The 24,775-nt window shown below is 64.6% G+C and carries 35 protein-coding genes; 9 read left to right on the top strand and 26 right to left on the bottom strand.

The window, feature by feature from the left end; genetic code table 11:
• The first annotated feature begins 10 nt into the window (after positions 1-10).
• The gene (locus D4Q52_RS12755) at positions 11-415 is read left to right on the top strand and encodes a hypothetical protein (RefSeq protein WP_119856932.1); all 405 of its coding nucleotides are present in this window, start codon (positions 11-13) and stop codon (positions 413-415) included.
• Between the two features lie 19 nt (positions 416-434).
• Here D4Q52_RS12755 and D4Q52_RS26910 read toward each other — a convergent pair whose 3' ends face one another.
• The 4 genes from D4Q52_RS26910 to D4Q52_RS12740 all read right to left on the bottom strand — a co-directional run bounded on the left by D4Q52_RS26910 (position 435) and on the right by D4Q52_RS12740 (position 2,033).
• Positions 435-566, bottom strand: coding sequence for a hypothetical protein (locus D4Q52_RS26910; RefSeq protein ID WP_283805664.1), 132 nt, complete (start codon positions 564-566; stop codon positions 435-437).
• A 389-nt stretch (positions 567-955) separates the two neighbouring features.
• Positions 956-1,519, bottom strand: coding sequence for a phage tail tape measure protein (locus D4Q52_RS12750; RefSeq protein ID WP_119856931.1), 564 nt, complete (start codon positions 1,517-1,519; stop codon positions 956-958).
• 2 nt (positions 1,520-1,521) lie between these two features.
• Positions 1,522-1,719 (bottom strand): rcc01693 family protein, encoded by a 198-nt coding sequence (locus D4Q52_RS12745; protein ID WP_119856930.1) that lies wholly within the window; start codon positions 1,717-1,719, stop codon positions 1,522-1,524.
• Positions 1,716-2,033: a gene transfer agent family protein gene (locus D4Q52_RS12740; RefSeq protein ID WP_119856929.1), complete on the bottom strand. Its 318-nt coding sequence runs from the start codon at positions 2,031-2,033 to the stop codon at positions 1,716-1,718. The genes D4Q52_RS12745 and D4Q52_RS12740 overlap by 4 nt, the downstream gene beginning before the upstream one ends.
• Positions 2,034-2,497: 464 nt before the next feature.
• Here D4Q52_RS12740 and D4Q52_RS12735 point away from each other — a divergent pair, with 464 nt between their 5' ends.
• Positions 2,498-3,184: a hypothetical protein gene (locus tag D4Q52_RS12735; protein WP_119856928.1), complete on the top strand. Its 687-nt coding sequence runs from the start codon at positions 2,498-2,500 to the stop codon at positions 3,182-3,184.
• A 4-nt stretch (positions 3,185-3,188) separates the two neighbouring features.
• Complete coding sequence (locus D4Q52_RS12730) at positions 3,189-3,383, top strand: hypothetical protein (RefSeq protein WP_119856927.1); 195 nt, start codon at positions 3,189-3,191, stop codon at positions 3,381-3,383.
• A gap of 44 nt (positions 3,384-3,427) precedes the next feature.
• On the opposite strand, the gene D4Q52_RS12725 is transcribed toward D4Q52_RS12730, so the two are convergent.
• From D4Q52_RS12725 to D4Q52_RS12710, 4 genes are all read right to left on the bottom strand, one after another.
• Complete coding sequence (locus D4Q52_RS12725; RefSeq protein WP_119856926.1) at positions 3,428-3,835, bottom strand: phage major tail protein, TP901-1 family; 408 nt, start codon at positions 3,833-3,835, stop codon at positions 3,428-3,430.
• A 13-nt stretch (positions 3,836-3,848) separates the two neighbouring features.
• Positions 3,849-4,259 carry a DUF3168 domain-containing protein gene (locus D4Q52_RS12720; protein ID WP_119856925.1) on the bottom strand — a complete coding sequence of 137 codons (411 nt, stop codon included), beginning with the start codon at positions 4,257-4,259 and terminating at the stop codon, positions 3,849-3,851.
• 176 nt (positions 4,260-4,435) lie between these two features.
• Positions 4,436-4,756, bottom strand: coding sequence for a head-tail adaptor protein (locus tag D4Q52_RS12715; RefSeq protein WP_119856924.1), 321 nt, complete (start codon positions 4,754-4,756; stop codon positions 4,436-4,438).
• Complete coding sequence (locus D4Q52_RS12710) at positions 4,753-5,319, bottom strand: head-tail connector protein (protein ID WP_119856970.1); 567 nt, start codon at positions 5,317-5,319, stop codon at positions 4,753-4,755. The genes D4Q52_RS12715 and D4Q52_RS12710 overlap by 4 nt, the downstream gene beginning before the upstream one ends.
• A 60-nt stretch (positions 5,320-5,379) precedes the next feature.
• Here D4Q52_RS12710 and D4Q52_RS12705 point away from each other — a divergent pair, with 60 nt between their 5' ends.
• Complete coding sequence (locus tag D4Q52_RS12705) at positions 5,380-6,138, top strand: S1 family peptidase (protein WP_119856969.1); 759 nt, start codon at positions 5,380-5,382, stop codon at positions 6,136-6,138.
• A gap of 243 nt (positions 6,139-6,381) precedes the next feature.
• Complete coding sequence (locus D4Q52_RS12700; RefSeq protein WP_119856923.1) at positions 6,382-6,696, top strand: hypothetical protein; 315 nt, start codon at positions 6,382-6,384, stop codon at positions 6,694-6,696.
• Between the two features lie 19 nt (positions 6,697-6,715).
• Here D4Q52_RS12700 and D4Q52_RS12695 read toward each other — a convergent pair whose 3' ends face one another.
• The 3 genes from D4Q52_RS12695 to D4Q52_RS12685 form a co-directional block, all read right to left on the bottom strand.
• Positions 6,716-6,943 carry a hypothetical protein gene (locus D4Q52_RS12695; protein WP_119856922.1) on the bottom strand — a complete coding sequence of 76 codons (228 nt, stop codon included), beginning with the start codon at positions 6,941-6,943 and terminating at the stop codon, positions 6,716-6,718.
• A 164-nt stretch (positions 6,944-7,107) separates the two neighbouring features.
• Positions 7,108-8,403: a DNA-packaging protein gene (locus D4Q52_RS12690; RefSeq protein ID WP_119856921.1), complete on the bottom strand. Its 1,296-nt coding sequence runs from the start codon at positions 8,401-8,403 to the stop codon at positions 7,108-7,110.
• Positions 8,345-9,244 (bottom strand): hypothetical protein, encoded by a 900-nt coding sequence (locus D4Q52_RS12685; protein ID WP_147407787.1) that lies wholly within the window; start codon positions 9,242-9,244, stop codon positions 8,345-8,347. Before D4Q52_RS12685 ends, D4Q52_RS12690 begins: the two co-directional genes overlap by 59 nt.
• 401 nt (positions 9,245-9,645) lie before the next feature.
• On the opposite strand from D4Q52_RS12685, the gene D4Q52_RS26755 reads away from it, so the two are divergent.
• The gene (locus D4Q52_RS26755; RefSeq protein WP_234831174.1) at positions 9,646-9,852 is read left to right on the top strand and encodes a type II toxin-antitoxin system HicB family antitoxin; all 207 of its coding nucleotides are present in this window, start codon (positions 9,646-9,648) and stop codon (positions 9,850-9,852) included.
• A 77-nt stretch (positions 9,853-9,929) separates the two neighbouring features.
• Here D4Q52_RS26755 and D4Q52_RS26485 read toward each other — a convergent pair whose 3' ends face one another.
• Entirely contained in the window at positions 9,930-10,304 is a 375-nt protein-coding gene (locus D4Q52_RS26485; RefSeq protein ID WP_182915306.1) for a hypothetical protein, read from the bottom strand.
• Between the two features lie 837 nt (positions 10,305-11,141).
• Here D4Q52_RS26485 and D4Q52_RS12665 point away from each other — a divergent pair.
• Both D4Q52_RS12665 and D4Q52_RS26235 read left to right on the top strand, forming a co-directional pair.
• The gene (locus tag D4Q52_RS12665; RefSeq protein ID WP_234831173.1) at positions 11,142-12,140 is read left to right on the top strand and encodes an ImmA/IrrE family metallo-endopeptidase; all 999 of its coding nucleotides are present in this window, start codon (positions 11,142-11,144) and stop codon (positions 12,138-12,140) included.
• A complete protein-coding gene (locus D4Q52_RS26235; protein WP_147407785.1) occupies positions 12,133-12,789 on the top strand; it encodes a hypothetical protein in 657 nt (218 codons plus the stop codon). The genes D4Q52_RS12665 and D4Q52_RS26235 overlap by 8 nt, the downstream gene beginning before the upstream one ends.
• On the opposite strand, the gene D4Q52_RS12660 is transcribed toward D4Q52_RS26235, so the two are convergent.
• The 11 genes from D4Q52_RS12660 to D4Q52_RS12615 all read right to left on the bottom strand — a co-directional run bounded on the left by D4Q52_RS12660 (position 12,772) and on the right by D4Q52_RS12615 (position 21,579).
• Positions 12,772-13,353 (bottom strand): hypothetical protein, encoded by a 582-nt coding sequence (locus D4Q52_RS12660; protein WP_119856918.1) that lies wholly within the window; start codon positions 13,351-13,353, stop codon positions 12,772-12,774. The genes D4Q52_RS26235 and D4Q52_RS12660 overlap by 18 nt on opposite strands.
• Positions 13,350-14,189 carry a bis-aminopropyl spermidine synthase family protein gene (locus D4Q52_RS12655; protein ID WP_119856917.1) on the bottom strand — a complete coding sequence of 280 codons (840 nt, stop codon included), beginning with the start codon at positions 14,187-14,189 and terminating at the stop codon, positions 13,350-13,352. Before D4Q52_RS12655 ends, D4Q52_RS12660 begins: the two co-directional genes overlap by 4 nt.
• A 25-nt stretch (positions 14,190-14,214) precedes the next feature.
• On the bottom strand, positions 14,215-14,859 hold the full coding sequence (locus D4Q52_RS12650) for an AAA family ATPase (protein ID WP_182915299.1): 645 nt from the start codon (positions 14,857-14,859) through the stop codon (positions 14,215-14,217).
• Between the two features lie 122 nt (positions 14,860-14,981).
• Positions 14,982-16,238 carry a phage major capsid protein gene (locus tag D4Q52_RS12645; protein WP_119856915.1) on the bottom strand — a complete coding sequence of 419 codons (1,257 nt, stop codon included), beginning with the start codon at positions 16,236-16,238 and terminating at the stop codon, positions 14,982-14,984.
• Positions 16,239-16,803: 565 nt separating this feature from the next.
• Positions 16,804-17,250, bottom strand: a complete 447-nt coding sequence (locus D4Q52_RS12640) for a hypothetical protein (RefSeq protein WP_119856914.1) — start codon at positions 17,248-17,250, stop codon at positions 16,804-16,806.
• 1 nt (position 17,251) lies between these two features.
• Positions 17,252-17,926, bottom strand: a complete 675-nt coding sequence (locus D4Q52_RS12635) for a hypothetical protein (protein ID WP_119856913.1) — start codon at positions 17,924-17,926, stop codon at positions 17,252-17,254.
• Positions 17,927-18,067: 141 nt separating this feature from the next.
• Positions 18,068-18,775 (bottom strand): HK97 family phage prohead protease, encoded by a 708-nt coding sequence (locus D4Q52_RS12630; RefSeq protein WP_119856912.1) that lies wholly within the window; start codon positions 18,773-18,775, stop codon positions 18,068-18,070.
• A gap of 310 nt (positions 18,776-19,085) precedes the next feature.
• Positions 19,086-19,283 carry a hypothetical protein gene (locus tag D4Q52_RS26230; protein WP_147407784.1) on the bottom strand — a complete coding sequence of 66 codons (198 nt, stop codon included), beginning with the start codon at positions 19,281-19,283 and terminating at the stop codon, positions 19,086-19,088.
• Positions 19,280-19,507 (bottom strand): hypothetical protein, encoded by a 228-nt coding sequence (locus tag D4Q52_RS12625; RefSeq protein WP_119856911.1) that lies wholly within the window; start codon positions 19,505-19,507, stop codon positions 19,280-19,282. The genes D4Q52_RS26230 and D4Q52_RS12625 overlap by 4 nt, the downstream gene beginning before the upstream one ends.
• Positions 19,508-19,601: 94 nt before the next feature.
• Entirely contained in the window at positions 19,602-20,180 is a 579-nt protein-coding gene (locus D4Q52_RS12620; RefSeq protein ID WP_119856967.1) for a hypothetical protein, read from the bottom strand.
• Positions 20,181-20,406: 226 nt separating this feature from the next.
• Positions 20,407-21,579 carry a phage portal protein gene (locus D4Q52_RS12615; RefSeq protein WP_119856910.1) on the bottom strand — a complete coding sequence of 391 codons (1,173 nt, stop codon included), beginning with the start codon at positions 21,577-21,579 and terminating at the stop codon, positions 20,407-20,409.
• A gap of 411 nt (positions 21,580-21,990) precedes the next feature.
• Between D4Q52_RS12615 and D4Q52_RS26480 the strand changes: the two genes are divergently transcribed.
• Positions 21,991-22,503: a hypothetical protein gene (locus D4Q52_RS26480; protein WP_182915298.1), complete on the top strand. Its 513-nt coding sequence runs from the start codon at positions 21,991-21,993 to the stop codon at positions 22,501-22,503.
• A gap of 148 nt (positions 22,504-22,651) precedes the next feature.
• On the opposite strand, the gene D4Q52_RS12610 is transcribed toward D4Q52_RS26480, so the two are convergent.
• The 3 genes from D4Q52_RS12610 to D4Q52_RS12600 form a co-directional block, all read right to left on the bottom strand.
• Entirely contained in the window at positions 22,652-22,786 is a 135-nt protein-coding gene (locus D4Q52_RS12610) for a twin-arginine translocation pathway signal protein (protein WP_119856909.1), read from the bottom strand.
• Between the two features lie 160 nt (positions 22,787-22,946).
• Positions 22,947-23,114, bottom strand: coding sequence for a Flp family type IVb pilin (locus D4Q52_RS12605; protein WP_425328481.1), 168 nt, complete (start codon positions 23,112-23,114; stop codon positions 22,947-22,949).
• A 120-nt stretch (positions 23,115-23,234) separates the two neighbouring features.
• The gene (locus D4Q52_RS12600) at positions 23,235-24,635 is read right to left on the bottom strand and encodes a TAXI family TRAP transporter solute-binding subunit (RefSeq protein WP_119856965.1); all 1,401 of its coding nucleotides are present in this window, start codon (positions 24,633-24,635) and stop codon (positions 23,235-23,237) included.
• Positions 24,636-24,775 lie beyond the last annotated feature (140 nt).

Genomic DNA, 24,775 nt, shown 5'->3' with positions numbered 1-24,775 from the left:
GGGACTCGTCATGGACGCCGGAGATACTTTTCAGACGACGCTTTTGATCCTGTACTTCGTTGGGCAGCCGCCAATGGATCCCAAGAATATTCCCAAAGCTGAGCTCGAAACCAAGATTAATTGGACGCTGCAAAGCACCAGTCAGATCGAAACACGCAGCCCGGAAGCATGCCGCGCGATTGGCAACCAGCTGATCGAGAGAATGGACAAGGTGAATACAATGACCGTCCGCGCGTATTGTCTTTGCGCGGATGGATCGGGCGCGATCTGCAAGGGCACGGAGGAAATGTCCAAAGCGCGCGACCAGAGTGATGCTAAGGTCCAGAGAGACGCGCAGGCGCGAAAGGACGAGAAAGGGACCGTTGAAGTGCTCGGTCGACCGGGAGCGCAGCGACGGGGCCTGCCCAGGAACTGACGGCGGTCTGCTGACGGTGCTACCGCAGCACGACCACCGCCATCGCCACCGACGCGATCGGCAGCAACACCGCAGCAAGACGTGCGATCATCTTCACAGGATGGTGCAGGTCGAACAACCAATGGGTTCGGGTGATGATCCAATCACTCATGGCGATGCTCTTGCCGGGCTTTGATGGCTGCGCCGGCTCAACGGGCCGGGCTGCGCGGCTCCGCGAAGGAGCGTTGAGCTGATTTCCCATCAACATGTGGCATTCCCACTGTGAAAGCAGCGCGCTAACGCGACGTTGAACAGAGTCGCCATCGCGACACGAGCGCCTGACTGAATTGATGAGAGATAGATCTGTTCGTCGAAATTGTCGGCGACGAGCTCGGAGCTGGAGCCAGTCTACGCCACCTCAAATAGCTGCTAGTGATTTGGTTCCGCTCGCGACAGGCTCGCGATCGCCGCCGCCGATATAGGGAGTGTTTCGCAGAACTCCACCCGATGCAAGCTGAAAAAAGTCCATGAGCGCAAAGGCCTGCGCTCCCGAAGCCTTCGTCACAGTCCCCGCTGGCCGCGCTGCACCGCGCGGGCAATCTGGCCGGTGACGTAGCTTTCGGAGCGGCGGAAGCTGTCGGCATCGGGGGTGGCGATCTGGATGTTGACGACGCTGCCGCCGTTCGCGCCGCTGACGCCGAGCCGGCCGTCGGCGCCGCGCTGCAGCGGCAGAATCGCCTCGGGGCCGGCTTCGCCGGCGAGACCGGCGCCGCCGCTGGTCGGGAAGTACGTCGGCGTGCCGATCACGCCGCCGGACGCGAACGGCGTGACGCTGGCGGCGCTGCTGCTGCTCTTGCCGCCGAACAACCCGGCGAACAGGCTGTCGAACGCGCCGGCGAGCCCGTTCGTCAATGGCTTCAACGCCGCCTTCAGCGCCAGGTCCGAGACCTTCAGCGCCAGCGACTTCAGCACGTCCTCGAACTGCTTGCCGCCGGTGATCGACTGCGAGAACGCCGAGGTCATCGCCCGCGCGAAGCCCTTGGCTTCGCTGCTGAGCGTCTGCGTTTGCGTCGTAAGCCGCGTCAGTGTTTGTTCGCTGTCGAGCGCCGTGGTGTCGTCGGTCATCGTCAGGCTCCCACGTGGTCCGGATAGCGCCGCATCAAGTCGTCGAGGCCGCCGCGGCTGAGCGGCGTCACCACCCCGCCGCGCGCGCCGATCAGCGCGCTGGCGAGTTCGCGCGGCGTCATCCGCCAGAATGCATCCGGCGACAGCCGCAGCGTTCCGAGGCCGAACTGCATCGCCTCAGCCCAGGGAAACGGCGTCATGCCGCCGCCTCGCCGAAGGTGGCCGCGAGGAGTTCAGATGCGATCGTCGCGTAGCCGGTGGCGCCGCCCGCGGCCGTCATCGCCGCGACCTCGTCGTCGCTGACGGTCTCGCCGGCGCCGCGCAGGCCGGCCGCGAGAATGCGCACGAGATCGCGTGCCGACAGGTGCCCGCTGCCGAAGCGCTGCGCCAGCGCCACCAGGTCGGAGGCGGCGAAGGCGGCTTCGAGCTCGGCGAGCGCGCCGAGCGTCAGCACCAGCGTGCGGCGCCGGCCGCCGAGTTCGGCGTCGATCTCGCCGCGATGTTTGTTGGCCATGGTGGTCTCCGTCGTTGGCCCGGGCCGCGCTCGTTTTGAATTGCGCGGGACCCGGCACCGCCCTAGGATTGTCGGATTGCGATCGATGGCTGGTGAGGCGTTTCATGCGTCCGCACTTGTCAATGGGCCTTTCCGGCCTCGTACTTCTCGGACTGCAGGTGCTGATCGCATTGGGCGCGCCGCCGGCGCGCGCGGTCGAGCCTTGCCCGTGCCGGCCGACCGCCGACGGCCGCTGCGTGCCGGATCGGGCCTGCGAGGAACGGCGACGGGCGCAGCGTGAAAGCGCCCCCGGGGCCGGATCCGGCAGCCGGGTGCACATGTATCGCCGGCCCGCCTCCTCTGCCCAGCCGGGCCCTGCGGAGGCCGGCGCCGCGCCGCCACCGGCGCCGCGGCCGCTTGCGCGGCCGTCTCCTGCCGGAGCGAGCGCAGCTCCTTCGCTTGCTCCCCGCGAAAAGACGGTCGTGATGGCGCGCCCGCGCCAGCGGATCCTCGATACCGGCTGGTCGCGGCTGCTCGAGGTCGGCCGCGAGACTCCCGGCTACGGCCTGTATTCCTATGTGCTGCTGCCGGCGCATTCGCCCCGCGCCGAGACTTTCCTGGCGCGGCTGTTCACCGAGGTACCCGGCATCGAGACGCTGCCGGCGCAACTCGCCCAACTCAACGTGCTGTACGTGCCGCTGCGGCAGGACAAGGAAGGCGACTTCGCCGCGCTGATGACCGCGTCGGGCGCCGCACCGGAGCGCCTGGCGAAGGCCTACGCTGCCGGGCTTTACGATTATCGCATGGCCAAGGCCCTGCTCTATCACATCTGCAATCCGCCGGAGGATTCGGTGCGCCAGCTGTGCGCCGGCGACCTGTCGCGCGGGCCGTATCTGTTCAGCTACGCGGCGCCGGCGAGCCAGCTCGACAGCGTGCCGCCGCCGTTTCTGTTCGTCGATCTGAGCGACCTGCCGGAGCAGGGTTTCGGCGAACTGATCACCGCGTTCCGCCAGCAGGTGAAGCGCGACGACATTTCCGACCGCGCGCGGATCGACACGCTGCGGCTGCGCGTGCTGGAATATCTGCTGCGCGCCTCGATCGTGATCGATCCGATGGAGCAGGCGGTCGGCCGGTTCATCCATGCCGCGATGGGCGGCGACGACAAGAAGTAAGCCGATGATCAAGGCCGGCGCGACGTTGACGGTGGGGTCGATCGCGATCGCGGTCGGCTACGCGGTGGCGCTGTCCAAGATCTATCCGTCGGTGCCGATCGACGGCGGCGTCGTCACGCTATGCGCGTTCGCGGGCGTCGCCACCGCGCTCGGCATCGCCGGGCTGTGGCGGCTGGTCCGCGGCGCGCGGCCGACCTGACCGCCTCCGCACAGCGCCCGGCGGCGCGACGCGATGCGCGCCCGTCACAACGCCGCGAAGCCGAGCGCGCCGGCGCTTTCCAGCGTGATGTCGAACGTGACTTCGCCATTGTGCTCGCCGGCGAATTCCAGGCTGGCGATCTGGAACGGCCCGCTGATCGCGCCGAAATCCGGCACGATCAGCTGGCAGTCGCTGATCAGCCCGTTGAAGAATGCGCTTCGCACCAAAGCGTCGGACGCCGAATCCTTGAACAGGCCGCGGCCGGAGATCGCGGCGCGGCGGACGCCGGCGCCGGCCAAGAGCTCGCGCCAGCGATCGGCGGATTCGGCGTGGGTGATGTCGACCAGCTCGGCGTTGAACGCAATCCTGCGGCTGCGCAGGCCCGCGACGGTGACGTAGTTGCCGCCGTCATTGATCTTGACCAGCAGGTCCTTGCCCTTCTGTGCGCCCATGCGCGGCTCCTTGCTAAGCGATCGGTTCGGTGACGGCGCGGAACCGCAGCAGCGCATGATAGGTGCGGCCGTCGGTCTCGCGCCGGATGTCGGCGAGCGCGAAGCGCAGGTTGACGAGGCGATGGCCGGACGGCCGCAGCGGCGCGTCGTCGAGCGCCTGCAGCAGCGCGCCGGTGATGACATGCGCCTCCTTGTGGCCGCCCTGCCGCGACCAGGCGTGCAATGTCAGTTGATGCTCCTGCAGCGGCGCGTCGTCGGCCGAGACATCGCTGATCCGCGCCTCGCCGAGCGTGACGTAAGGCAGCGCCGCGCCCGGCGGCGGCTCGTCATAAACCCGCGCGCCGCCGAGCGCGGCCTGCAGACCGGGATCGGCGACCAGCGCCTCATAGATCGCAGCGCGCAGCGCCGCGGGTGCGGTGGGCATGATGGTTACTCCGGGGTGTGCCTCACCCTCCCCTGGAGGGGGAGGGTCGCTCGCGTCAGCGAGCGGGGTGGGGTGGCGAAGAGTTCATCCGCAGTGCCCGCGGCTCACCCCACCCCGGCGAGCACCGCGCTTTCGCGCGCTACTCGCCGACGCTCCCCCTCCAGGGGAGGGTGAAGTCAGGTCAGCTCGGTCTCCGCATCGATCTCGAGCCAGGCGCCGCGCTCGCGGATGCGCCAGCTGACGATGCGATAGATCCGTGTGCCGTCGCTGAAGCGGTGCGCGCGGGTCAGCGTGACGCCGCCGCGTAGCGTGATGATGACGCGCTGCACCGCGCGGGAATCGTCCGCCGCGATCCCCTCGCGCGCGGGGCGTGCAACTAACTGCGCCCACAGCGCGGCCTGTTCCACATAGCTGCGGACCACGCCGCCCTGCCCGTCATCGCTCTCGACCGGCGCCTCGAGCATCAGCCGCGTGATCAGTTTCCCCGCATCGCTCATAGCGCCGGCACCCGGAAGCTGGCGAGCATCGCGGCGACGCTGCCGGGCAGCATCGCGACGCTGCTGCCGATCGCCACCAGCCCGCGATTGTCGTACCAATGCGCCGCCAGCGTCCGCACCGCGTGGCGCAGCAGCTCGGGGACATCCGACGGCGCCGCGCCAAACCCGAGCTCGACGTCGAGCGCGATGCCGGCGACGCGCCGCCCCGGCTGCGGCAGCGATCCCACCGCCGCGATCACGCCCTCGGCCACATCGACCACGAAGCGATCGAGTTCGATCGGCTGCGCGGCGCCGCTGCTGTCGATCATCCGCGCCGCGGTGAGCGCGCGCAGCGGCCCGAGCCGCAGGCGGAAGCGGCCGTCGCGCGGCCAGGCGTCATAACTCAGCCGCCAGCTCTGCAGCAGCAGCGCGCGGCGGGTCAGCGCCTCGACCTGGCTGCGCGCGGCGGCGAGCAGCGAGGCGATGACGGCGTCGTCGGCATCGTGCTCGACGCGCAGGAACGCTTTCAGTTCGGCGACGGTCCAGGGCTCGACCGTGGGCCCCGTCAGCAGCAGCGCGGCCATGCCGGCCTCCTTGGTCATGATGCGGTTGACAGCGGCGCCGCGGCGGGGCTGGTGGCGCGCATGCGCGTCCTCGCCCTCTCGCTGCTCGTCACCGCCCTCGCCACTCCCGCCGCCGCCATGGTCGGCGGCGCGCGCGAGGATGCGGCGCTCGGCCGCGCGGTGGTGACCATCGTCGGCTCGCGCGGCAATTTCTGTTCGGGCACGCTGATCGCGCCGGATCTGGTGCTGAGCGCCGCGCATTGCGTCGGCCCCGGCGCGGACTACAAGATCGTGCAGCTCGATGCGGCGCGGCAGCCGCAGCTGCGCGACGTCCGCCGCATTGCCGCGCATCCGTCGTTCGACATGAAGGCGATCCTGGCGCACCGCGCCAGCGCCGACGTCGCGCTGCTGCAGCTCGCCGCGCCGCTGCCGGGCAAATCGCCGCTGCCGCTCGGCGCGCCGCAAGATCCGCTCGCGGCCGGCCAGAGTTTCACCGTCGCCGGCATCGGCGTCGCGATCCGCGGCGACGGCCGGAGCGGCGGCACGGTGCGCAGCGCCGCGCTGATCGCCACCGGCCGCCCCGGCCGGCTGCAGATCCGCCTGGTCGATCCGGCAACCAACAACACGCGCGACGGCCAGGGCGCCTGCACCGGCGATTCCGGCGGCCCGGCGCTGAAAGCGCAGGACGGCCGCGCCGTGGTGATCGGCGTGGTGTCGTGGTCGACCGCCCCGAACAACGCCGCCGGCTGCGGCGGCCTCACCGGCGTCACCCCGCTGACGCTGTATCGCGACTGGATCGAGAAGACCGCGCAAAGCTGGGGCAGCACGCTGGCGCGGTAGGCGGCCGTCGCTCGCGTTCAATCAGGCCGCCGGCGCCTCCCCATCGCCGAGCGTCATGCGCGGGCTTGACCCGCGCATCCATCCTCTTCAATGAAGCGCGCGTTGCGCGCGATGGATCGCCGGGTCAAGCCCGGCGATGACGGGAGTGAAGGGGGAGCGTCAGTGGCCCACGCAGACGCGCTACCCCCCTTCAACTTTCATTAACCATGTTGCCCCACCCTGCCGGCTCATTCGGAGCCCGCCATGCGCCTCGCCGCCCTGCTACTTGCCCTCTCCGCCGTGCCGGCGGCTGCGGCGGATCTGCCGATGCACAGCAGGATCGGGCGGATTTTTGCCGAGCCGGAAGCGCGCGGCCGCGTCGTCGTCGTCGAGGTGCCGCCGGCCCGCGACGTCATCACCGCGGCGCCGGTCTACGCGCCCGAGGTCGACATCCCGCCGCTGGTGAACGGTTACTACGGCAAGCCGAACTCCTATCACTACTTCAATTACTACGGCACGCCGGCGAGCGCGATCTACGGCCGGCTGCCCTACGCCTGCGGCTGGCACGGCTACTGCTGACCCGCGCCGCGCACGCGCCTCAGCGCGGCGGCTTGCGCTTGGCCTTGCGCGGCGTGTCGACGCGCTGCCGCGGATACACCGCCGGCGGCGCCAAATAAGGCTGTTGCAGCTGCTGCCGCGATTCCTGCAGCCGGCGCTGATAGCCCGGCGAATCCATGATGCTCGGCGCCCCGCCGCGGGCGAAGGCCGGGCCGGCGGTGGCGGCAACGAGCGCCAGCGCGGCGCACAGTGTGATCGATCGTGTCATCGCATCCTCCCCGCCGGCAAATCCCGCCACGCGCGATCGTTCCACGGCCCCCGTAAGCGCCCGTAGTGTGGGTTAGCGCGAAGCGCGTAACCCACCAACCCACGTCATCGCGAGCACCAAGATGATGGGTTTCGCTGCGCTCAACCCATCCTACGACGCACAACTTACAACAACCTGATCCGCGGCCCGCCGGCATTCGCGCCATTCATCAGCGCCGTGATCGCCCACACCAGCGCGTCGAGCCGGTCGGGCGAGCGGTGGTTCGACAGGCCGCCGGGGCCGAAGTCGCACAGTTCGTCCTCGAGCAGCGGAAAGCTGCCGACGTGTTTGACCTTGCCCTGTTCGTACAGCGCCGCCACCGGCTCGGCGCGGACGAATTTGCCGCGGCTCGCCCGCACCTCGCGGATCGGCACCACGGAATCCGTCTCGCGGATCACCGCCCGCACCATCTCGCCGCCCATATTGACCTCGGCGACGATCGCGTCGGCCTCGAGCCGGCGATACAGCGCCACCGCTTTGGCGGCCCAGGCCGCCGGCGTCAGCCCCTGCGCCGAGGCGTCCTCCAGCACGAAGTACACGCCGCCGCCGCTGCGCCCGGCGGCGACGATGCCGCAACTATCCGCGCCCGGCTTCGACGACGCCGGCGGATCGATCGCCACCACGATGCGCTGCAGCGGCGGCGCCTCGCCGACGCGGCTGCGCTCGATCAGCGCCCGCGACCACAGCGCGTCCGGCCGGTCCTCGATCAGGTCGCCGTCGAGCTCCTGCCGGCCGAGCCGGGTGCCGGCATAGCGCGCCACCACGGCGTCCAGAAACGCTGGCGACAGATGCTCGGCATTGGCGCGGGTCGGCGCCCGCGTCACCCGCGTCCGCGGATCGATCAACAGCCGCTTGATCAGCGGCAGCGGCCGCGGCGTGGTGGTGATCAGCTGCCGCGGCCGCGGCCCGAGCCGCAGCCCGAATTGCAGCGTATCGAAACTGGTCTCGGCATAGCGCCATTTCGCCAGCTCGTCGCACCACACCGCCTCGAACTGCGGGCCGCGCAAAGAGTCCGGATCGTCGGCCGAGAACACCTGGCCGACCGCGCCGTTCGGCCATTCCAGCCGCTTGCGGGTGGCGATCCACTCCGGCCGCTCGCCGCGCGGCGACACCCGCAGCAGGCCGGACTCGCCCTCGACCATCACCTCGCGAGCGTCGTGCCAGGTCTCGCCGACCAGCGCGACGCGGCCGTAGCGCTGCACAGCATAAGGCGGCGTGCCGGCGACCAGCGCCCGCACCCATTCGGCGCCGGCCCGCGTCTTGCCGGCGCCGCGCCCGCCCAGCATCAGCCAGGTCGTCCACGGCGCGCCATTGTTGCCGGCGTCGCCATGCTCCTGATGCGGATGCGCGAAGACCGCGAAGTCACGCCCCAGCGTCGCCAGCGTCCGCAGGCTGGACGCCCGCAGATAAGCGTCCGTCATCGCGGCCGCGGACAAACGCCTCAATGCGGCGCGCAAGCTCTGAACGGAAGAGTTCGGCATCGGCGGGCATCTCGTCATCGGCGGCGGTGAGCGCGCGCTCGGGATCACGCAGCTGGCGGACCTTGAACAGCGTCTGTGTCAGCGCGGCCAGCGTCCGCGCGATGCGCTCCGCCTCCGCCGCGCGCGAGCCGCCGAGCGTGGCGTCCTCGTGCAGCGTCTCGACCTTGCGCAGCTGTTGCTCGACGGCGAGTTCGAGGCGCAGCGCCAGCAGCGCGGAATCGGGCGCCGGGCCGAGCGGCGAGTCGCCTGGATCGGGCTCGGGCGCCACCGCAGCCGGCTCAGACAACGGCGCAGGCGCCGGGAGAGCCGCCGCTACGCCGATATCGGCGGCGCGCGCCTGTTGAAGCGTTGCGGCCGCATCCGCGCTCATCTGCATCGTCACCGGCAGCTCCCGCGGCGGGCGATCCTTGCGCAGCGGCCAGCCCTGCTTCCGCGCCAGCAGCTCCACCGTGTCACGATGCACGCCGATCTGGTCGGCGATCCGCGCCACCGGCTCGTCGGTGTCGACATAGCGCCGCCGTAGCTCGGCGAGCATCTCCGGCGCATAGCCCCGCGGCTGCCGACCCGGCGGCCTGGGACGCGGGCTCACCCGCGGCCGACTCGCCCGCGGCGTCCAGCCCTCACGCAAGGCCAACCGCGACAAGGTATGGCGGCTGATCTCGAACTGCGTCGCCACTGAAGTGAGCGGCACGTCGGTCTGCTCGTAGAGCTGCCGAGCGCGCGCGATCGCCTCAGCGTTGAGCTTGCACATCAGAGGGCGGGCGGAGGGAACGTCGGGCATGACGGCTCCATGTGGTCAGCCGGGAGCAGCTGTGCTTTTCATTGAATACGGGCCGATCCGCAGCGCCGACCACCCGCACAACCTCATGGTGAGGAGGCGCGTAGCGCCGTCTCGAACCATGGGCCGCCGGGAGTGCGCTGCCCCGACCTTCGAAACGCCCCGGCGCCGCCGAACCCCTCGGAGTCTCGCCGCAAATACGCGCTCGAATCGGGCACGCCCCTCTCCGCGCGTCATGCCCAGCCTTGTGCCGGGCATCCACGCCTTGCTACGGAAAATGCAGAAAAAGCGTGAATGGCAGGGACAATGCGAGCAGTATATCACCGCCCGCATCCGCCAAAGGAAACCGACAAAGGCGCGGTGAAATCCGTCCGCCGCTTCCTGACCGAGGCCGGGATCGAACCATGACCACCATCAGCTACAAGGGCTACACCGCCACCGTCGAGTACGACGCCGACGCCGGCCTGTTCCACGGCGAAGTCGCCGACACCCGCGACGTCATCACCTTCCAGGGCAAGTCAGTCACCGAGCTGAAGAAGGCCCTCGCCGGCTCGATCGACGACTACCTCGCCTTCTGCAAAGCGCGCGGCGAGGAGCCGGACAAGGCGTAGTCGGGCCAGTTCGTCGTGCGCACCGATCCGGCGCTGCACAAGGCGTCTTCAACGCCGCGCGTCGCGCCGGTGTGAGCTTAAATAGGTTTGTGACGACGGCGTTGGAGAAGGCAGTGAGGAGGTAGGCGCGCGCTATTGCAGCCTTGCGCGGCCGGCGCCTCGCTCGCCTGCACCGACAACTGAAGCGGCGGGGACAGCTCGCGCGGCGGGCGATCCTTACGCAGTTTCCACCCGTCGCTCTTGGCGAGCCGGTCGACCGATTTGCGATGGATGCGCAGATCAGCCGCAATGGATTCCTGCGGCTCGTCAATCTCTTCATAACGGCGCTTAGCGTGAGCTAGGAATTTCTGGAGCGTAACCGCGTGCAGCGCGGCGGGCGAACAGCCGACCTGCCATCTCGAATTTCTCCTCGTCGCCTTACCGGTGATCCGTTGCACCGTCCGAACTGCCATGGCACTGTCGCCAAAACTCAAAAAGGCGCTCTATAAGATATGCTAGTTTCTAAGCTGAACGATTCGCTGGAAAAGCCACCGTTTCATCCAGAACGTCTGGTGTGCTGGACGCGGATGCAGTCCGAGGCTGGCCAAAGCTTAGAGGAAATAATTGCGCGAAAAGAGTTAGAGCGTCAGGCCGGAAGCGGACTGTTTTGTTGGGGCGTTGGAAATGCGCCAGCACTGATGATGAGCGCTCTAGCGCGGACTTGCACGCCGGTTACCGTCGTCTTTTCTACCATGAAAGGAAAGCCCCGACCCGGCGATACATCCCCAAGGCACGTGTTAGTGTGGCGGAAGTACTTCGATCTTCACAATATCGAGCGGGACCTTCCCTCCAACGTTCTTGTAACTAGCCGTGGCGAGACACTCCTAGGCGAGAAGCGACGACATTTTGCCTTGATGTGCTTTAGTGCGGAACCTTTGGCGCTCAAGCATGGAACGCCGTTCGATCCGTCTGCCTATCGAAACGCAGGCGGAACGGGTAGAGCTGTCGGCTTCTCTCAAGTCACAGCGCTGCTACATCAAACATGTCCTCCCAGCTCAGACACCGCATATGAGGCTAATTTTACCGCTCAACTGACTCAAAGCTACTGGGTGCGACTATCCGACCCAGCAACTCTGAGCGCACAGCAGCGAGATATCCTCAAAGACATGCCTACATGCGGCGTCGACCATTGGACCGACGTTGTCGCGGCACTCAAGAATGCCCCTCCTGCCGAAGCGCCAGAGCAAGCGCAAAGGCTATTGCTCTAGATGCAACCCCCGATCTTTCAATATTGAAATGAGATTCCCTGCTTGGATCACAACTCTGCAAAGCTCTTTAAAGAACTGAAAGAAGCAGGCCTAAGCAGAGCCGCGATAGAGGCCGCATGGCCAGTTTGGTGGAGCGATGACTTATCAGAGAGCCCGTCTGCTCGAGCAGAGCTTCGCTTTGCTCTCGCTAGAAAGCTAGGATTAGCACCGAAGCCGCTCCTGGGAGAACGCGTAGAATTCGTCTGGAGGGACAGCGCTAAGTTCAAGAATCTGAGCATCCAAAACTCCACCCAACAGGATATCCTTAGCTCGTTTGGGGTATCGATCGGCCGCCTTCTGCTGCGAGCGACACCGATTGGCCGCGGCTTCGATGGACTTTCAGCTGAGGCAATTCGCGGATCGATTATTCGAAGCACCGCGGGGTATGTTGATCTTCGAGCACTACTCTCCACAAGCTGGGCGGTAGGCGTTCCCGTAATCCAGCTGAAAGTATTCCCTTTGACTACCAAGTCGATGCACGCGATGGTCATCGAATCTGGAGGGCGGCACGCTATCATTCTTGGCCGAGACGCCAGTTACCCGGCCCCCGTTGCATTTACCCTCGCCCATGAAATCGGACACATCGTGGGCGGACATCTAAAAGGCGCCTCTGCGCTCGTCGATCTTGAAGATCCCGCCCTCGCGTCGAGTTACGACGCCGACGAAAGCGAAGCCGACGCCTTCGCTTTGTCTGTCCTAACTGGTACTCCCACACTCACAATTACCACTGAACTTCAGAATTATAATGCCCCGACTCTCGCTCGGGCAGTACTGAACGCTGCGCCGCTCTACGGAATCGAGCCGGGGACCTTCGCGCTATGCGTAGCATACCGCCAGAAGAATTGGGCTGTCGCAATGTCCGCGTTGAAATTCATTTATGCGGAAGCAAAGCCGGTCTGGAAAGAGGTTAACGGAATAGCCGACTCTTATATTGACTGGGATGCGCTTGGAGACGAAGCCGAGGACTACCTCCGCAAGCTGATGTATTTGGAAGATGTCTGAAGGCATTTACCTAGACAATGACATCGTTTTGAAAGTGTGCGTTTATCTCGCAGCAAGCGAGTTTCTGCACACGACCTTCGCCTCAGGAGCTCCGCCGGCAATTCTTGCGGTAGCGCGATACACACTCAGATCGATCTTCTCGCGTAAGGCGAAATACAGCCCCGAAGCGCGCGAAATGTTAGAACGTATTTTGTCTGCGGTGAGAGCGCTCGAACCTACGGAAGAAGAAATTGAAGCCGCCGCCGACCTTGAAGAACGGGCGACGGCGATAGGCCTCGAATTCGATACGGGCGAGAGTCAACTCGTCTCGATGGCATTCCGACGCGAAGCCCTTGCCTTATTAACAGGCGACAAAAGGGCGATCCGGGCACTATCAAAAATCGAGCCTAGCAGCGCGCGGCATCGTATCGTTTGCCTCGAACAAGTTGCCTCACAAATTATCACAACATTCGGACTTCAGCCGTTGCGGAATAACGTCTGTTCATCACCACAATGCGATAGAGCAATCTCGATCTGCTTTCAGTGCAATTCACCTGAAATCGAAATTGATACCATTCTCTGCTCACTTAGAAGCTACACTGAGTCACTTAGAGGGGAGACTGCGGAGCTACTTATTCCGGGAAATGACTTATCATCGATAGTTTCGTAAAAACACGGCATAAGGTGGGCGCAACTCGGCGACCAAGCCTATTCTCTTTTGAATAGGCTCCTGGTCGTTGAGGCGAGCTGGCTCGGCAAGGACTTCAAGGCAAGCTTTATCTACGCGGCCGCTGATGTACTTACTACCAACCTTACCGTTACTGGGTCCGACGGGCACCCGGGTCTGATCAAGAGGAAGCAAGAAATCTACCCTCTTCAGATCTTGAATGACAAGCGCGTATCGCGACCCGAGCACATTGATTGCGCTTGGGATCACGCTCCAATCAACATTATTGGTCGAATACTCCGCAGCAGCCAATGGTTCGGCGAAGTGCTTCGAATTCATCGGCTCCATGACCAGATGGATAGGCTTCCCCTGCTCCTTAAACGCTTGCGCAAAGGGCTGCACCATAGAACTTGGATGGCAAGTGTTTCCACCATACCCCCACATTGCATAGCCAGCGTCCTTAATCTCGCGCGACTTTCGTTGAATGATCTCGTCCAAGCCTTCGTTGGCGTGCGTTCCAATTTTCATGAATAAGATGCCAGCACCTGGGCGGATAATTTCGTTCATTCGCCATTCTCTTTCAACAATTCAAGACGGTATTCTTCTTCAGACGCCATCCCGTAATCTGGCTTCTTGATCTCACGCACGTACTGAACGCGCGGCACCTGAGATCTTCCATAGAAATTTGTAAGACGACCCTTCTCTATCGCATTGCTGCGGGACGTTATCATGTTTTGGTCTGGCAGCGACGTAACAAACAAATTGCAAGACTTCAAATTCGGGGCGTCATCCAAATGATAACCATGTAACTTTCGCTGCATCCTCGAAACAAAGAAACCACTTTCCGCAGCGAAACGCTGTACATTGCCAAGCACCCTCTTTGGCCAAGCCAACTCATCATCATCTGCAATGACAATCATTCCATCGCCTATGCCCCTAACGGCCTCAATTCCCCTCTCGACAAATACTTTGACACTCTCGCCCTCGTTCGAAGCGCCCCAAGGAGGATTGGTATAAAAGCAATCATACTTGAGCGCCTCCGTAGGAAAGGCGTCTAGACAATTGTAAAGCTTCGCATCCAAGTACTCGATCCGCTCGCGGTCGGCGAACCGAACGACTGATTGAACTGTTCGCTCATCGAAATCGAAAACTGTGATCTTTGACGGCCCGAAGTCAAATACTCCTCGCGCTTTCATGTAAGCCACGCAGACGCTTATGGCATCGCCATCTCCTATAAAAGCCAGGCGCTTGCCATCCGCCCAGTCAGCAACGATTTCGCTCTGCATAACCATATCGCCAATCTTCATGTGAATTTGATCAAATTCACGAAGAGGACGAGGCCGATTCTGCACCACATCCGAGACCGCATTTACAGCCTCGCGAAGATCGACTTGGCTACGCATGCTATAATTCACTAGCTCCGCTGCTTCACAAACGAAGGGCGAGGCGATCCACCAACATTGATTGATCGCAACCTGTATCAAAGAAATAGACGGGACAACCGGCAGCCACACCGTAAGCGATTGCCAGAGACGCTTGCATCGACGTGTGCATTTCCGCCGCTTCCTCACTTATCGGTTTGCGGACGACCTTATCTTCCAAAACCCTTAGCAAAGACGTTTTCGCGTCTGTATAGAGCATCCAGATCTCATCCAAACCGATCTTGGCAAGGTAAGCGGCAGAAAAAGAAGTACACCTGAAGCCGTAGTCTTCTCTCGTAACAGGATGACTATCGATCAGTATATTGTTCTTCCCCCGTCTATCTTCGACGTAAACAAGCAACTCTGCATCAAGCGCCTCAATTTCTTCGGGGCGAACCAAGCTTGCAGATGATTGACGCAATCGGCCGTGGTCAATGGCGTCGGCACTATGCCTATTTAGAAATTCCATCAAGCGGGAGCTATAGCTCCATACTTCCAATGATTCTTTTAATCTTGGATGAGACTTCAACGCTTCGACAGCGGTGGTCTTTCCCGACGCTGGCGCGCCCGTAATGTAAACAGTCTTAATCGAAGCCCCCAACAATCTGACGGTAGACTTTAAAAATTTCCCTCGGAAATTGCGATTCGTCAACCGCCCCTCTGAGTGTTCGCAAGCCGGAAAGTTGCCGAAAGTCTCGCAGACGAGGACTATCAGTATAGGTGGATTAGCGCTGAGCTAATCCACCTGAGCGTTTGCTGTTGTCGGCGCCTTCCTTAGCCCACCCCGAACTTCACCAGCTTGATCGCGTCAAAGTCCTGCACGCCGCCGCCGACGCGCTTGGTGGTGTAGAACAGCACGTAGGGCTTGGCGGAATACGGGTCGCGCAGGACGCGGATGCCCTGGCGGTCGACGATCAGATAGCCGCGGCGGAAGTCGCCGAATGCGATGCTGAGCGAGTTGGCGGCGATGTCCGGCATGTCCTCGGCGTCGGCGAGCGGGAAGCCGGCCAGGCTGGCGCGGCCGCCGGCGGTGACGGGCGGCTGCCAGATGTACGCGCCCGAGGAGTCCTTGAACTTGCGGATCGCCGCCTGGGTGCGGCGGTTCATCACGAAGGTCGCGTTCGGGCGATAGCCGGGGCGCAGCGCGTAGATCAGGTCGATCAGCACGTCGGCCGGCGCCGAGGACGCGAAGCCGGCGGAGACTCCGGTGGCGATGGTGCCGAGATGGCCCCAGCTCCACGCGCCGTTGGCCACCGTCGGCACCGCGAGAAAACCCTTCGGCTTATTGGCGCCGTCGCCGGAGACGAAGGCGAGCCCCTCCTGCTCGGCGAACACCTGGTCGATCTCGCCGGCCAGCCAGTCGTCGAGGTTGACCGCCGCATCGTCGAGCAGGTTCGCGGTCGCGGCCGGCATCGCGTACAGCTCCATCGCCGGGAACGACAGCGCGTCGAACGACGGCGACGCGGTCTGCGGCCGCGGATCGGTCTCGCCGACCCAGCCGGTCGCCGGGCCGGCGATGGTGTACGGCTTCTTGTAGACGCCGCCGGAGATCTCGCGCACCGAGGCCAGCGCCCGGATCGGCGAGATCGTCGCCAGCCGTGACGAGATGCTGCGCTCCAGCTCGGTCGGCACCAGATAGCCGCCGTCCGGCGCCGAGCCGACCGACAGCGCCTTGGTCTCGATCCGGCGCAGCGCGGTGGCGTCGCCGCTGCGCACGTAAGATTCGAACGCGCTCTTGTGCTCGCGCTGCTCCGCCGCCGGCAACCGCTCGGCCGCCAGCTGCGGCCGCGCCGCCTTCAGCGCCAGATCGTCGAGCCGGCGCTGCTGGCTGTCCAGCGCCGCATCGATCCGCGCCAGCTTCTCCTCGGCGACGACGTCGCCGCGGCCGCCCTCGATCGCCTTCAGCCGCGCGTCGTTCTCGGCCTTGTAGTCCTCGAAGGTGCGCATCAGCGCGTCATACACCTGCTGCGCATCGTCGCCAGCGAGGCCGGCCTTGGTCTCGGGAGCGGCGCTCTTGATCTCGTAGTCCATGTGGTTCTCCTGATGGGCGTTGATAGCTGCACAAACGAAACCGCCGCGGCGGGAGGCCACGGCGGTCGAACTCGAAGTCAGGGATTGCAGTCGATCAGCCTGGCGCCGCTCACGGCGTGCCCCCTCTCCCGCTTGCGGGAGAGGGCCGGGGTGAGGGCGCCGCGCATCGCAGCGCGGCGAGGTGCGAATAGCGCCGTCGCCCTCCGGCGCACGTCTTCATTTCAACATCGTCGCGAGGGCGGCGGACGACGGTCCGCTCAGACCTGCTTGCGCATCAGCGGCCGCACTTTCGCGGCGATCTCCTCATTGTACTCGGCGATCGTCGTCCCGAACCGAACTTGCCGCGGCGCTCGCGGGGCAGTTCCACATCGGTCCTGCCTCGATGGTTGATCAGGACGACTGACGAAGCGCCGCTCCGCAGCGCGCTCCCTCTCCCGCTTGCGGGAGAGGGCTGGGGTGAGGGCCGCCGCGGATCGCAGCGCTGCGACTTGCGAAAGTCCGTCGGCCGCCGGCGCACGTCTGCATCCCAAGATCGTCGGGTTGGTGGCGAACGACGACGGTCCGCTCAGACCTGCTGGCGCATCAGCCGCCGCACTTTCGCGGCCATCTCCTCGTTGTACTCGTCGATCGTCGTCCCGAACCGAACTTGCCGCAGATGGTCCGGCAACAGATCGTGCCGCATCCGATCGATGATGCGGCCGTAAGAAATCTCGATGATCATGTCGCGCCAATCCCATGTGCACTCCCCGGCCGGGGCGGCTACCTGGATCTCGATTGACCAGTCGCGGTACTTGGCGAGCAACATCCGCAACGCAGCAAGCATCTCCGGCTGCAACAACCGCAAGTCGTACAAGGTAACGAACTGAGAATAACAGCCCGGACTACGTTTCGAAGATACCCAGACCGCGCGACCACCCTTCGCGAGCTCGCAGCCATAACTGTCAATCACCTGCACGATGCCATGGTGCAACAGCCGCCATTCCCGCTTGTGGCCAGCCGCGTCGCCGCTCATCTCATTCCCGCCCGAGCCGCATTCTGGCGATGAACCTTAGCATCCTCATCGCGCGGTTGAAATCGCGGATGCGTGGGTCCTGCGAGATGTCAATCTGTCGCAAGAGTTCCCGAGCCTGATCCGGTGTCATCGATTCAGGCGTGATCTCGTTCTCGGACAGAAAACGCGACCCGAGTTCCGCGACTCCTTGATTGTATTCGCCGTGGAGGTTCTTCAAGCCACCCCACATGTGCTTGTAGGGAGTACCTTCTGGATCAAACCGAACCGAGTCCCGCGCAAGCGTTCCGGTGGCTGCGTCTTCGAATACCTTCCGCGTTTCCGGACGCAGATTCCATTTACCGAATATTCCGTAAGGATTGAAGTGGTGCCCTCTACGACGTGATTGTGCAGAGATATCGGTCGGAGGAGATTTTCGGCTGCTGGCCGTTTGTCCTGCAACTCCGGACACCGTCCACTGCCCACCATCTGGATCGCCCTTCGGCACCCGCGGCTGGTTCGGGTTGTACTTCCGGCTGAGTGCCGGGAAGACATCTTGCGGTCGGACACCCGGCGCGAGAAAGCGCGCGACATCGGGCCTGATCCAGCGGTCGGCGTCCGGACGCATCCAGCGCGCCGCGTTTGGTTGCATAAAGCGTGCGCGCTGATGCGCTGCGTAGCTCGCGGTGGAGCCCCACATCGGTCGTCCCTCGTTGGTTGATCAGAAATGCTGATAGGCGCCGAGCACAGCGCGCTCCCTCTCCCGCTTGCGGGAGAGGGCTGGGGTGAGGGCGCCGCGCATCGCAGCGCTGCGATCGGCGAACACGCCCCCTCGCCCGGATCAGCGCTCCGTGCTGATCCGTCCCGCTCGTTGAGCGAGCTTCAGCCGCGCGCGGACGGCGATGCTCGTGAGCGCCTGTTTGCGATCGGCGCGGGAGGACAACGTCACCGCCGTCCGCCCGCGCCGCGCAGGCAGCGCCGGTGCATCCGCGGCGCTGGCTAGCTCTGATGGTTGTGGCGCCGGCGGCGTCTGCAGGCTGCGCCAGGCTGCCTCCGCCGCGCGGCGCTGCGGCGAGCCGCCCTGCTTCACCGCGCCGACGCGGGCGCCCTGCAGCAGCGGGAAGGTGACGATCGAGATCTCCCAGAGGTCGACCTGATGCAGCCGCCGCACCCGCGTCTTCGGATCGATCTGGCCGCGCACGGTGCGATAGCCGATCGACAGCCCGTCGATCGCGCCGGCGCGTAGCAGCGCCAGCAGTTCACGGCCGCGCGCGACGTCCGGGATCAGCCGGCCGCGCGCGCGCAGGCCGCGCCAGTCCTCGATCAGCTCGAGCCAGACGCCGACCGGCTCGCTCGGGTCGTGCTGAAACAGCATCGGGATTTTGCGCAAGCCGCGCTGCTTCAGCGTCTGCGTGAACGCGCCGGGCATCACCATGTCGCGCGCCTGGTCGACGGCGCCGAACAGGCTGGCATAGCCTTCGATGCTGCCGTCCCCGGTCAGCACCAATCGCGCCGGCGCAAGGCCAGCATCGGACAACGCGGCAAGCATGAGCGCCTCGTGGATGAGCTAGTGACTGATGAGGTGGAGCAAACACCCTCCCCTGGAGGGGGAGGGTCGCTCGCGTCAGCGAGCGGGGTGGGGTGGCGAAGAGTTCATCCGCGGTGCCCGCGGCCCACCCCACCCCGTCGCGCAGCCCGCAGTGCGGCCTACGCGCCGACCCTCCCCCTCCAGGGGAGGGTGAAAGACGGCGGGATGACGTCGCTGCAGGAGATGCAGTCTCCCTGCCCGAACCAGGGTCCCGCAGCTACGATGCACCGCTGCGCGCTGTAGCTTCGTGCGGGACACGGGATGGGTCGAACTACTTCGCCCGCTTCTGTGCCGGCCGCCGCGGCGCCGACTTCGCCCGCACGCGGCGCGGCGCGGCACGCTGGACGAGATCGAGATGGCTGATGAATTCGCGAAACACCCGGCCGGGATCCTTCGCCGATTTGATCTCGCTGCGGATCTGCCTCATCACGCGGTGCAGCCGGTCCATCGGCTGAGCCTGATCACTCATCGTGCCCCTCCTTCGTCGTCATGCTCCAGCACGCCGCGCCCGCGCCGCCGCGCACGGCGGTTGAACAACTCCAGCGCGTGGACGAAATCATCGAACCGCCGCGACGCCGCCGCGAGCTCGCGCAAGCTGAACCACAGCCCCGCCGACGCCGCCGCCGCCCATAGGAGCAACGCAAGGTGAGCCAGGTCGCCGCGTTCGGAAAAAATCTTGATAATGTCGGACATCGGCGTCTCCCGAGCATGCGAACAGGCGCGGCGGTGCGCCGGCTGCTATCACTGCGTGTTTTTGTTATGATCGGATAACGACCGCGCCAGCGGCTCAGCGGCGCCAGGCCTTGAAGACGTCGGGATCGTCAGGCGGTCGATCGTTGATGTCTTCATCCCGCAGCACCCGTGGCTCGGGGCCCGGCTTGAAAAACCCTGGGAAACGAAACGTATTCGGCGGCAGATCTTTGCCGTCGACCCATTCGATGCTGGTCGGCAGTTCGCCGTCGCGCTCCATGAATTCCTTCACGGCAAGCCATGCTTGCGCGTAGGGAATGAACAGACCGATCGGCCGCAGATCATCTTGCAGCGTTCGAAGCCATTCGCGGATCCGGCTCATGTCGCCTTTGGAGTAGCAATCGCGCGGCTGTTTGGTTCGACCGTCCCACTTGGAATAATGCAGGAAGACGCCAAAATCGGGCGTACCGATCATGGTGAGACACACCCTGACCTGATCACTCTCGGGCAAGCGATCGGTGCCATACATTCCCTCAATGTCCAAACTGTATTCATCATTTCCGCGCCGGCCCGGGGACCAAGGATTTTCCGCAGGCGCCAAGAAGAACGGCGACAAAGTGCTGATCGGAGGCCATCCTTCGGGGTCGAAATCCTGGAAATAGATCCGCTTTTTCACCGTCGCCTCCAGCGCAGCCAAACCCCATGCCACATGACGCTTCTACGTCGAGTATCGATCTCGGAAAATTCAACATAGGGGGCGCCCAGCTTAAGTCCAAGCTTAGGAAGAACCTGCTCGCAGTCATGGAGTAACCCGCTTATTCAGGCGACTGGAGAGATGCGCAATGGCGGCGGGGCTGCGCGACTGATGTTGGCGTCGCGACCGGCGCGGCCTTTACGTCCCCTCACCCCAGCCGTTCGCCGCCGTCGAGCGGCGCGTAGCCGACGGCTTCGCGTTTTTCGTTCAGGGTCAGGAACGGCGCGGCGGTGACGCGGTCCCACAGCGCGGCGCGGTCGCTCGCCAGCGCGTCGATCTGGTCGGTGTCGACAACGAGGCGGACGCCGTCGCCGAATTGCGGCGCCAGCCATTGCGCCAGCGCGTTGCCGGTGCGCGTCGCCAGCGGCAGCACGGTCTGGCGCACGAAGCTGCGGTTGGCTTCCTGATAGTTCGAGAAGGTGTTGTCGCCCGGAATGCCGAGCAGCATCGGCGGCACGCCGAACGCCAGCGCGATTTCGCGCGCGGCGGCGTGCTTGGCTTCGAGGAAGTCCATGTCCTTGGGCGACAGTGCCATCGGCTTCCAGTCGAGGCCGCCTTCGAGCAGCAGCGGCCGGCCGGCATTGGCGGCGCCCTCATAGGTGCGCTCCAGCTCCTGCTTGAGCCGGTCGAACTGCGTCTCGTTGAGCACCGCGCCCTCCGGCCCGGCATACAGCAACGCGCCGGACGGCCGCGCCGAATTGTCGAGCAGCGCCTTGTTCCAGCGCGACGCGGCGTTGTGCGTATCGACCGCGGCGGCGGCGGCCTCGAGCGGCGCCAGGCCGTAGTGATCGTCGAGCGGATGAAACAGCGTCAGATGCAGGATCGGCGGGATCGCGCCGTGCTGATCGAACCGCACGGCGCGGCCGCCGACGCTGTAGTCGTAGGCCTCGGCCCAGCCGTCGGCGCCGGGCACGACCTTCATGCGGTCCGGCCGCAGCGCGTAAAGCTCGTGCACGCGGTCGCCGAGCGCGACCGCCTCGAGATACGCATTGCCGGCGAGCAGCAGATGCGCCACCAATGTCTCGCGCAGCGCCGCCCCATCCTGCCGCGGATTCGGCCGCGCCAGCAGCACGGCGAGCGGATGCGCCTCCCTCTCCAGCGCCCCGTCGAAAACGGAATACACGCAAGCGCCGACGTGCTCAGCAACCAGCCGCACACACCGATGCACAATCGCGTTTCGCAGATAGCCTTCGCGCGCCAGGCCTGCGTAATCACGGGGAGTCCAGCGCGCGATGCCTCCGACATCAAACGCAAGCAGCCGCGCCGTCCGCGACGCCTTGGCTTCGGGCGTCGCCAGATAGGCTTTGAGACGGTCGAACATGGGATCGCTTCCATTGCTGACAGGTGGTCTATGCCCGGAGAAGCTGCGGCACGAAATGCCGCTGCGCAGATCCGGCGCGTCCAAGGGCAGACCACGCCGGGAATGGGAAGATGCCCTGCAACGTCTACATCTTGCCAATCGACTACGCGGCACGCTCTATCACGCGTGACCAGGAGCTCGCGCGGGTGGGATCCGCGATCATAAGCGGGAGCTGCCGACGGGTCGGACACCGTCGCAGCATCAAGGGCTATGGGACGCGGTGGTTCGTCGCGGCAAAGCAATGCTGCACGACAGCTTCTCAAGCTCGATCTCGCCGCGCGATGAGGCGCGCCCGCTGCAAGCACACAAGCCCCGCATTGCGCTATCAGCGCCGATGCAGGGCCAAATTCACTCAGCGCGGCGTCAGAACCGTTGCGCTACGTCGTTGACGGCACGCAATCAACCGTTTCCGATTGTCTGGACCTCTTGCCACTCATCAAGCAAAGTCAGACGCGGAACCAGACAAACCAGATCACGCCCATGATCAGCACGGCCAAGCCGGTGCTCACCATCAGCAAAGCAAGCACGGAAGGCCCGCTCTCGCCCTGCCTGGCCTCGGTGGTGGTTTCGATAACTCTGCTCGGTTCCTTCGGTGCCATGGGTGAGTCTCCTGCTATCGATGCCCAATCGGCACCTCCCATCGGCCAACGCCGAGGTTTTCGCGAGGTTCCGAAATTGGTGAAAGCGAATGAACGCACTCCGGCTGTGACGCGGAAGGTTCTGCAACAACAGAGAATTCGCCGCGATGAGCGGCCGCTCCTCGCGAACCCAATTCTGGAGCATGCCGGGACACTACTGCGGGAGGGTCACGCTGTCAAGGACTTTTTTCCTGAAACGATTTATGCTCTTGTGGGCTCGCTCATCTGCCATCACGTGGTCGGCTGAGATCGACAGGCCCGCACGGAGACGCTTCATCGAAGGGTTCAACCGACGGCGTGTTCTCGAATGCTGATTTGTCAGAGCCGCGCACGATACGGCGCGTCGACTAGCTCACCTCGCGGTGAGGGCGATCGCTCCATCGGGGGCAAAGCTCCTAACTCGTCAGGAGCAGCACAAACAGGCCGACGACCGGCGTGAGGACGAGTGCGGCTACCGCGATGATCAGTGAGACGAGGATCTCGCGACCGGTGAGTCCCAACGGAAGGGAATGAAGTTCGAGATGCTGCATGAGGCTCCCCCACAAATGACGTTCGGCAGGGGTGATAGGCGGGGCGTGTGAAGATTCGCGCTGCAGATTTGCGCGGATTTACGAAGTTGCCGTCTGAAGCGTTTAACCATGACGCAGCACCTGTGAGATCGCCTCCAGGGCTCATCGACGTAGTGGCGGATTATTGCAGGGAGGTATTTACCGTCGTGAACGTACCGTGAAGCGCGCTACCGATCGCATTGACCGCGACCAGGATCACGATGCTGATCCCAACGGCGATGATGGCGTATTCGATCGCGGTCGCGCCGGCTTCATCAGCGATAAATTCGCAAACCAAGCGCCGCACCATCGCCTCATGTTGTTCCGCCCGCAGGGGCCATCGCGGCTGCTTCCGCGGACAAGAAACTACTCGCCACTCCTTACTGGAGCGTTGATGGAGCCGCAGACTAAAACGATCCGGGGGCTCGCCTCAGCCCGCCTCGGCGATGCCGAGGGGATCCGGCTGCGCAGGAGCCAGTCCGGCGCTTGGGGTTGTCAGCGTGGTGCGTCGGTCCACCAAGGCATTATGGAACTGATCGAGCACCAGATTGAACGGCGCCAGATCGTTGAGGGCGCCGTCGTCATATAGCTCGAGCATGTTGCGGACGATGTGATCGATCTGCTGCTGCAATGCATCGAGTTCGTCCAGCGACTCCGCCTTCCGCGCTTTGGCGACAAGGCCCAGCGCGTGGTCCCGCATTCGCGTGCCAGCCTCGCGTTCGTCGCGGGTGACGTAAGACCTGAACCATGCGCCGGCTGAGCCGAGGCCGGACAGCAGCACGATCAGTCCCCAGATATAGTCGCTGTTGCGCTCCATGAAGGTGCGTTCGGTCCCGTCGATGAAAGCGGCGGCGCCGCGATGAGCCGGCAGTGCAGCGGCCTTGTCGGTGTCCGGGGCCTCGATCTTGCCGGCGATCGGCATCTCGCGCGCCAATTGCTGCCGTGCCGCAAAGATCTGCCGCGTCAGCTGCGTGATCGTGACGCTCGACAGCGCCTGCTTGGCGATGATCAAATGATTGACGCTGAGGGTGTCGACCTTGTCCTCGGGCCTCGCCGGGGCGGCCGAGAAGGTGCTGCCGGGAATCTCTTCCGAGTCGTAGATCGGATACTTCTTCGAAATCGTGTCGGCGACATCCACCGGCAGGAAACGCGGCTCGCCACGTGCTTTGGCTGTGGCGGCAATCGCCTCCGCCGTGGTCTTGCTATCGAGCGGACCCACCGACAGATAGGCCGACAGCGATTCGTCCCGCGCCATCTCGGCAATCTGCGCGGTGGCGAACTGCTCGGTCTGCACTTTGTCGGGCGCGACGCCGGACTCGGACAGAATGACGTGCAGCAGCTTGATATTCGCAGGCGTACGACCGATCACTCCTATCTTGCGGCCGGTGAGGTCCGCGATGCTTTTCACCGCCCCGCCCTTCTTGGTTTTCGACGGCACCGACCACAGCGTCACCATGTTCTTGCGCAGAATTGCCACCGACTGGGCGTCGGTCGGCAGATCGAGATCGCCGCGGGTGACCGCAAGATCGGCCTGGCCCTTGCTCCATGCGAGAAGGCTCGGCGTCGCGCCATCGGTGACCACCGGCATCAGCCGCACCGAGCTGTGATCGCGCGCGAAGCTCTGCGCCAGCGCCTGGATCAGCTTGAGGTCGTCGCTCCCGACCGGACCGACCGCAATCCGCAGCGTCACCGGCCGCAATTCGTAGACCAGCACGCCGAACACGCCCGCCACCAGGGCGAAGACCGTGAGCACGGTCGCCAGCATCAGCCGCGAGCGATTGCGCCGCCGCCGCCTGCGCAAGGATTCATTGCTGCCGTCAGGCGATGTCATCGCCGCCACCCGGTCCATCATTACCGCCCTACCGCCGCGTCAGGCGCGCCATGCGCCGCTGCAAGGGCGGTTTTGCGGCAGACTGCCCGATTTTGACAACGCTCGCTGGAATTAGTCTGGCAATTTTGACCGCTTTTCCG

It is taken from the genome of Rhodopseudomonas palustris (genome assembly GCF_003591005.1).
Classification (GTDB): domain Bacteria; phylum Pseudomonadota; class Alphaproteobacteria; order Rhizobiales; family Xanthobacteraceae; genus Rhodopseudomonas; species Rhodopseudomonas palustris_K.
Note: the sequence above shows the minus strand (reverse complement) of the source record. Positions and strands in the feature narration are given on the sequence as shown.

Bases quoted from the DNA above. Each gene is read 5' to 3' on its own strand.
- D4Q52_RS12755 (WP_119856932.1), top strand. From the start codon at position 11: ATGGACGCCGGAGATACTTTTCAGACGACGCTTTTGATCCTGTACTTC.
- D4Q52_RS26910 (WP_283805664.1), bottom strand. From the start codon at position 566: ATGAGTGATTGGATCATCACCCGAACCCATTGGTTGTTCGACCTGCAC.
- D4Q52_RS12750 (WP_119856931.1), bottom strand. From the start codon at position 1,519: ATGACCGACGACACCACGGCGCTCGACAGCGAACAAACACTGACGCGG.
- D4Q52_RS12745 (WP_119856930.1), bottom strand. From the start codon at position 1,719: ATGACGCCGTTTCCCTGGGCTGAGGCGATGCAGTTCGGCCTCGGAACG.
- D4Q52_RS12740 (WP_119856929.1), bottom strand. From the start codon at position 2,033: ATGGCCAACAAACATCGCGGCGAGATCGACGCCGAACTCGGCGGCCGG.
- D4Q52_RS12735 (WP_119856928.1), top strand. From the start codon at position 2,498: ATGGCGCGCCCGCGCCAGCGGATCCTCGATACCGGCTGGTCGCGGCTG.
- D4Q52_RS12730 (WP_119856927.1), top strand. From the start codon at position 3,189: ATGATCAAGGCCGGCGCGACGTTGACGGTGGGGTCGATCGCGATCGCG.
- D4Q52_RS12725 (WP_119856926.1), bottom strand. From the start codon at position 3,835: ATGGGCGCACAGAAGGGCAAGGACCTGCTGGTCAAGATCAATGACGGC.
- D4Q52_RS12720 (WP_119856925.1), bottom strand. From the start codon at position 4,259: ATGCCCACCGCACCCGCGGCGCTGCGCGCTGCGATCTATGAGGCGCTG.
- D4Q52_RS12715 (WP_119856924.1), bottom strand. From the start codon at position 4,756: ATGAGCGATGCGGGGAAACTGATCACGCGGCTGATGCTCGAGGCGCCG.
- D4Q52_RS12710 (WP_119856970.1), bottom strand. From the start codon at position 5,319: ATGGCCGCGCTGCTGCTGACGGGGCCCACGGTCGAGCCCTGGACCGTC.
- D4Q52_RS12705 (WP_119856969.1), top strand. From the start codon at position 5,380: ATGCGCGTCCTCGCCCTCTCGCTGCTCGTCACCGCCCTCGCCACTCCC.
- D4Q52_RS12700 (WP_119856923.1), top strand. From the start codon at position 6,382: ATGCGCCTCGCCGCCCTGCTACTTGCCCTCTCCGCCGTGCCGGCGGCT.
- D4Q52_RS12695 (WP_119856922.1), bottom strand. From the start codon at position 6,943: ATGACACGATCGATCACACTGTGCGCCGCGCTGGCGCTCGTTGCCGCC.
- D4Q52_RS12690 (WP_119856921.1), bottom strand. From the start codon at position 8,403: ATGACGGACGCTTATCTGCGGGCGTCCAGCCTGCGGACGCTGGCGACG.
- D4Q52_RS12685 (WP_147407787.1), bottom strand. From the start codon at position 9,244: ATGCCCGACGTTCCCTCCGCCCGCCCTCTGATGTGCAAGCTCAACGCT.
- D4Q52_RS26755 (WP_234831174.1), top strand. From the start codon at position 9,646: ATGACCACCATCAGCTACAAGGGCTACACCGCCACCGTCGAGTACGAC.
- D4Q52_RS26485 (WP_182915306.1), bottom strand. From the start codon at position 10,304: ATGGCAGTTCGGACGGTGCAACGGATCACCGGTAAGGCGACGAGGAGA.
- D4Q52_RS26235 (WP_147407785.1), top strand. From the start codon at position 12,133: ATGTCTGAAGGCATTTACCTAGACAATGACATCGTTTTGAAAGTGTGC.
- D4Q52_RS12660 (WP_119856918.1), bottom strand. From the start codon at position 13,353: ATGAACGAAATTATCCGCCCAGGTGCTGGCATCTTATTCATGAAAATT.
- D4Q52_RS12655 (WP_119856917.1), bottom strand. From the start codon at position 14,189: ATGCGTAGCCAAGTCGATCTTCGCGAGGCTGTAAATGCGGTCTCGGAT.
- D4Q52_RS12645 (WP_119856915.1), bottom strand. From the start codon at position 16,238: ATGGACTACGAGATCAAGAGCGCCGCTCCCGAGACCAAGGCCGGCCTC.
- D4Q52_RS12640 (WP_119856914.1), bottom strand. From the start codon at position 17,250: ATGAGCGGCGACGCGGCTGGCCACAAGCGGGAATGGCGGCTGTTGCAC.
- D4Q52_RS12635 (WP_119856913.1), bottom strand. From the start codon at position 17,926: ATGTGGGGCTCCACCGCGAGCTACGCAGCGCATCAGCGCGCACGCTTT.
- D4Q52_RS12630 (WP_119856912.1), bottom strand. From the start codon at position 18,775: ATGCTTGCCGCGTTGTCCGATGCTGGCCTTGCGCCGGCGCGATTGGTG.
- D4Q52_RS26230 (WP_147407784.1), bottom strand. From the start codon at position 19,283: ATGAGTGATCAGGCTCAGCCGATGGACCGGCTGCACCGCGTGATGAGG.
- D4Q52_RS12625 (WP_119856911.1), bottom strand. From the start codon at position 19,507: ATGTCCGACATTATCAAGATTTTTTCCGAACGCGGCGACCTGGCTCAC.
- D4Q52_RS12615 (WP_119856910.1), bottom strand. From the start codon at position 21,579: ATGTTCGACCGTCTCAAAGCCTATCTGGCGACGCCCGAAGCCAAGGCG.
- D4Q52_RS12610 (WP_119856909.1), bottom strand. From the start codon at position 22,786: ATGCAGCATCTCGAACTTCATTCCCTTCCGTTGGGACTCACCGGTCGC.
- D4Q52_RS12605 (WP_425328481.1), bottom strand. From the start codon at position 23,114: ATGGTGCGGCGCTTGGTTTGCGAATTTATCGCTGATGAAGCCGGCGCG.
- D4Q52_RS12600 (WP_119856965.1), bottom strand. From the start codon at position 24,635: ATGACATCGCCTGACGGCAGCAATGAATCCTTGCGCAGGCGGCGGCGG.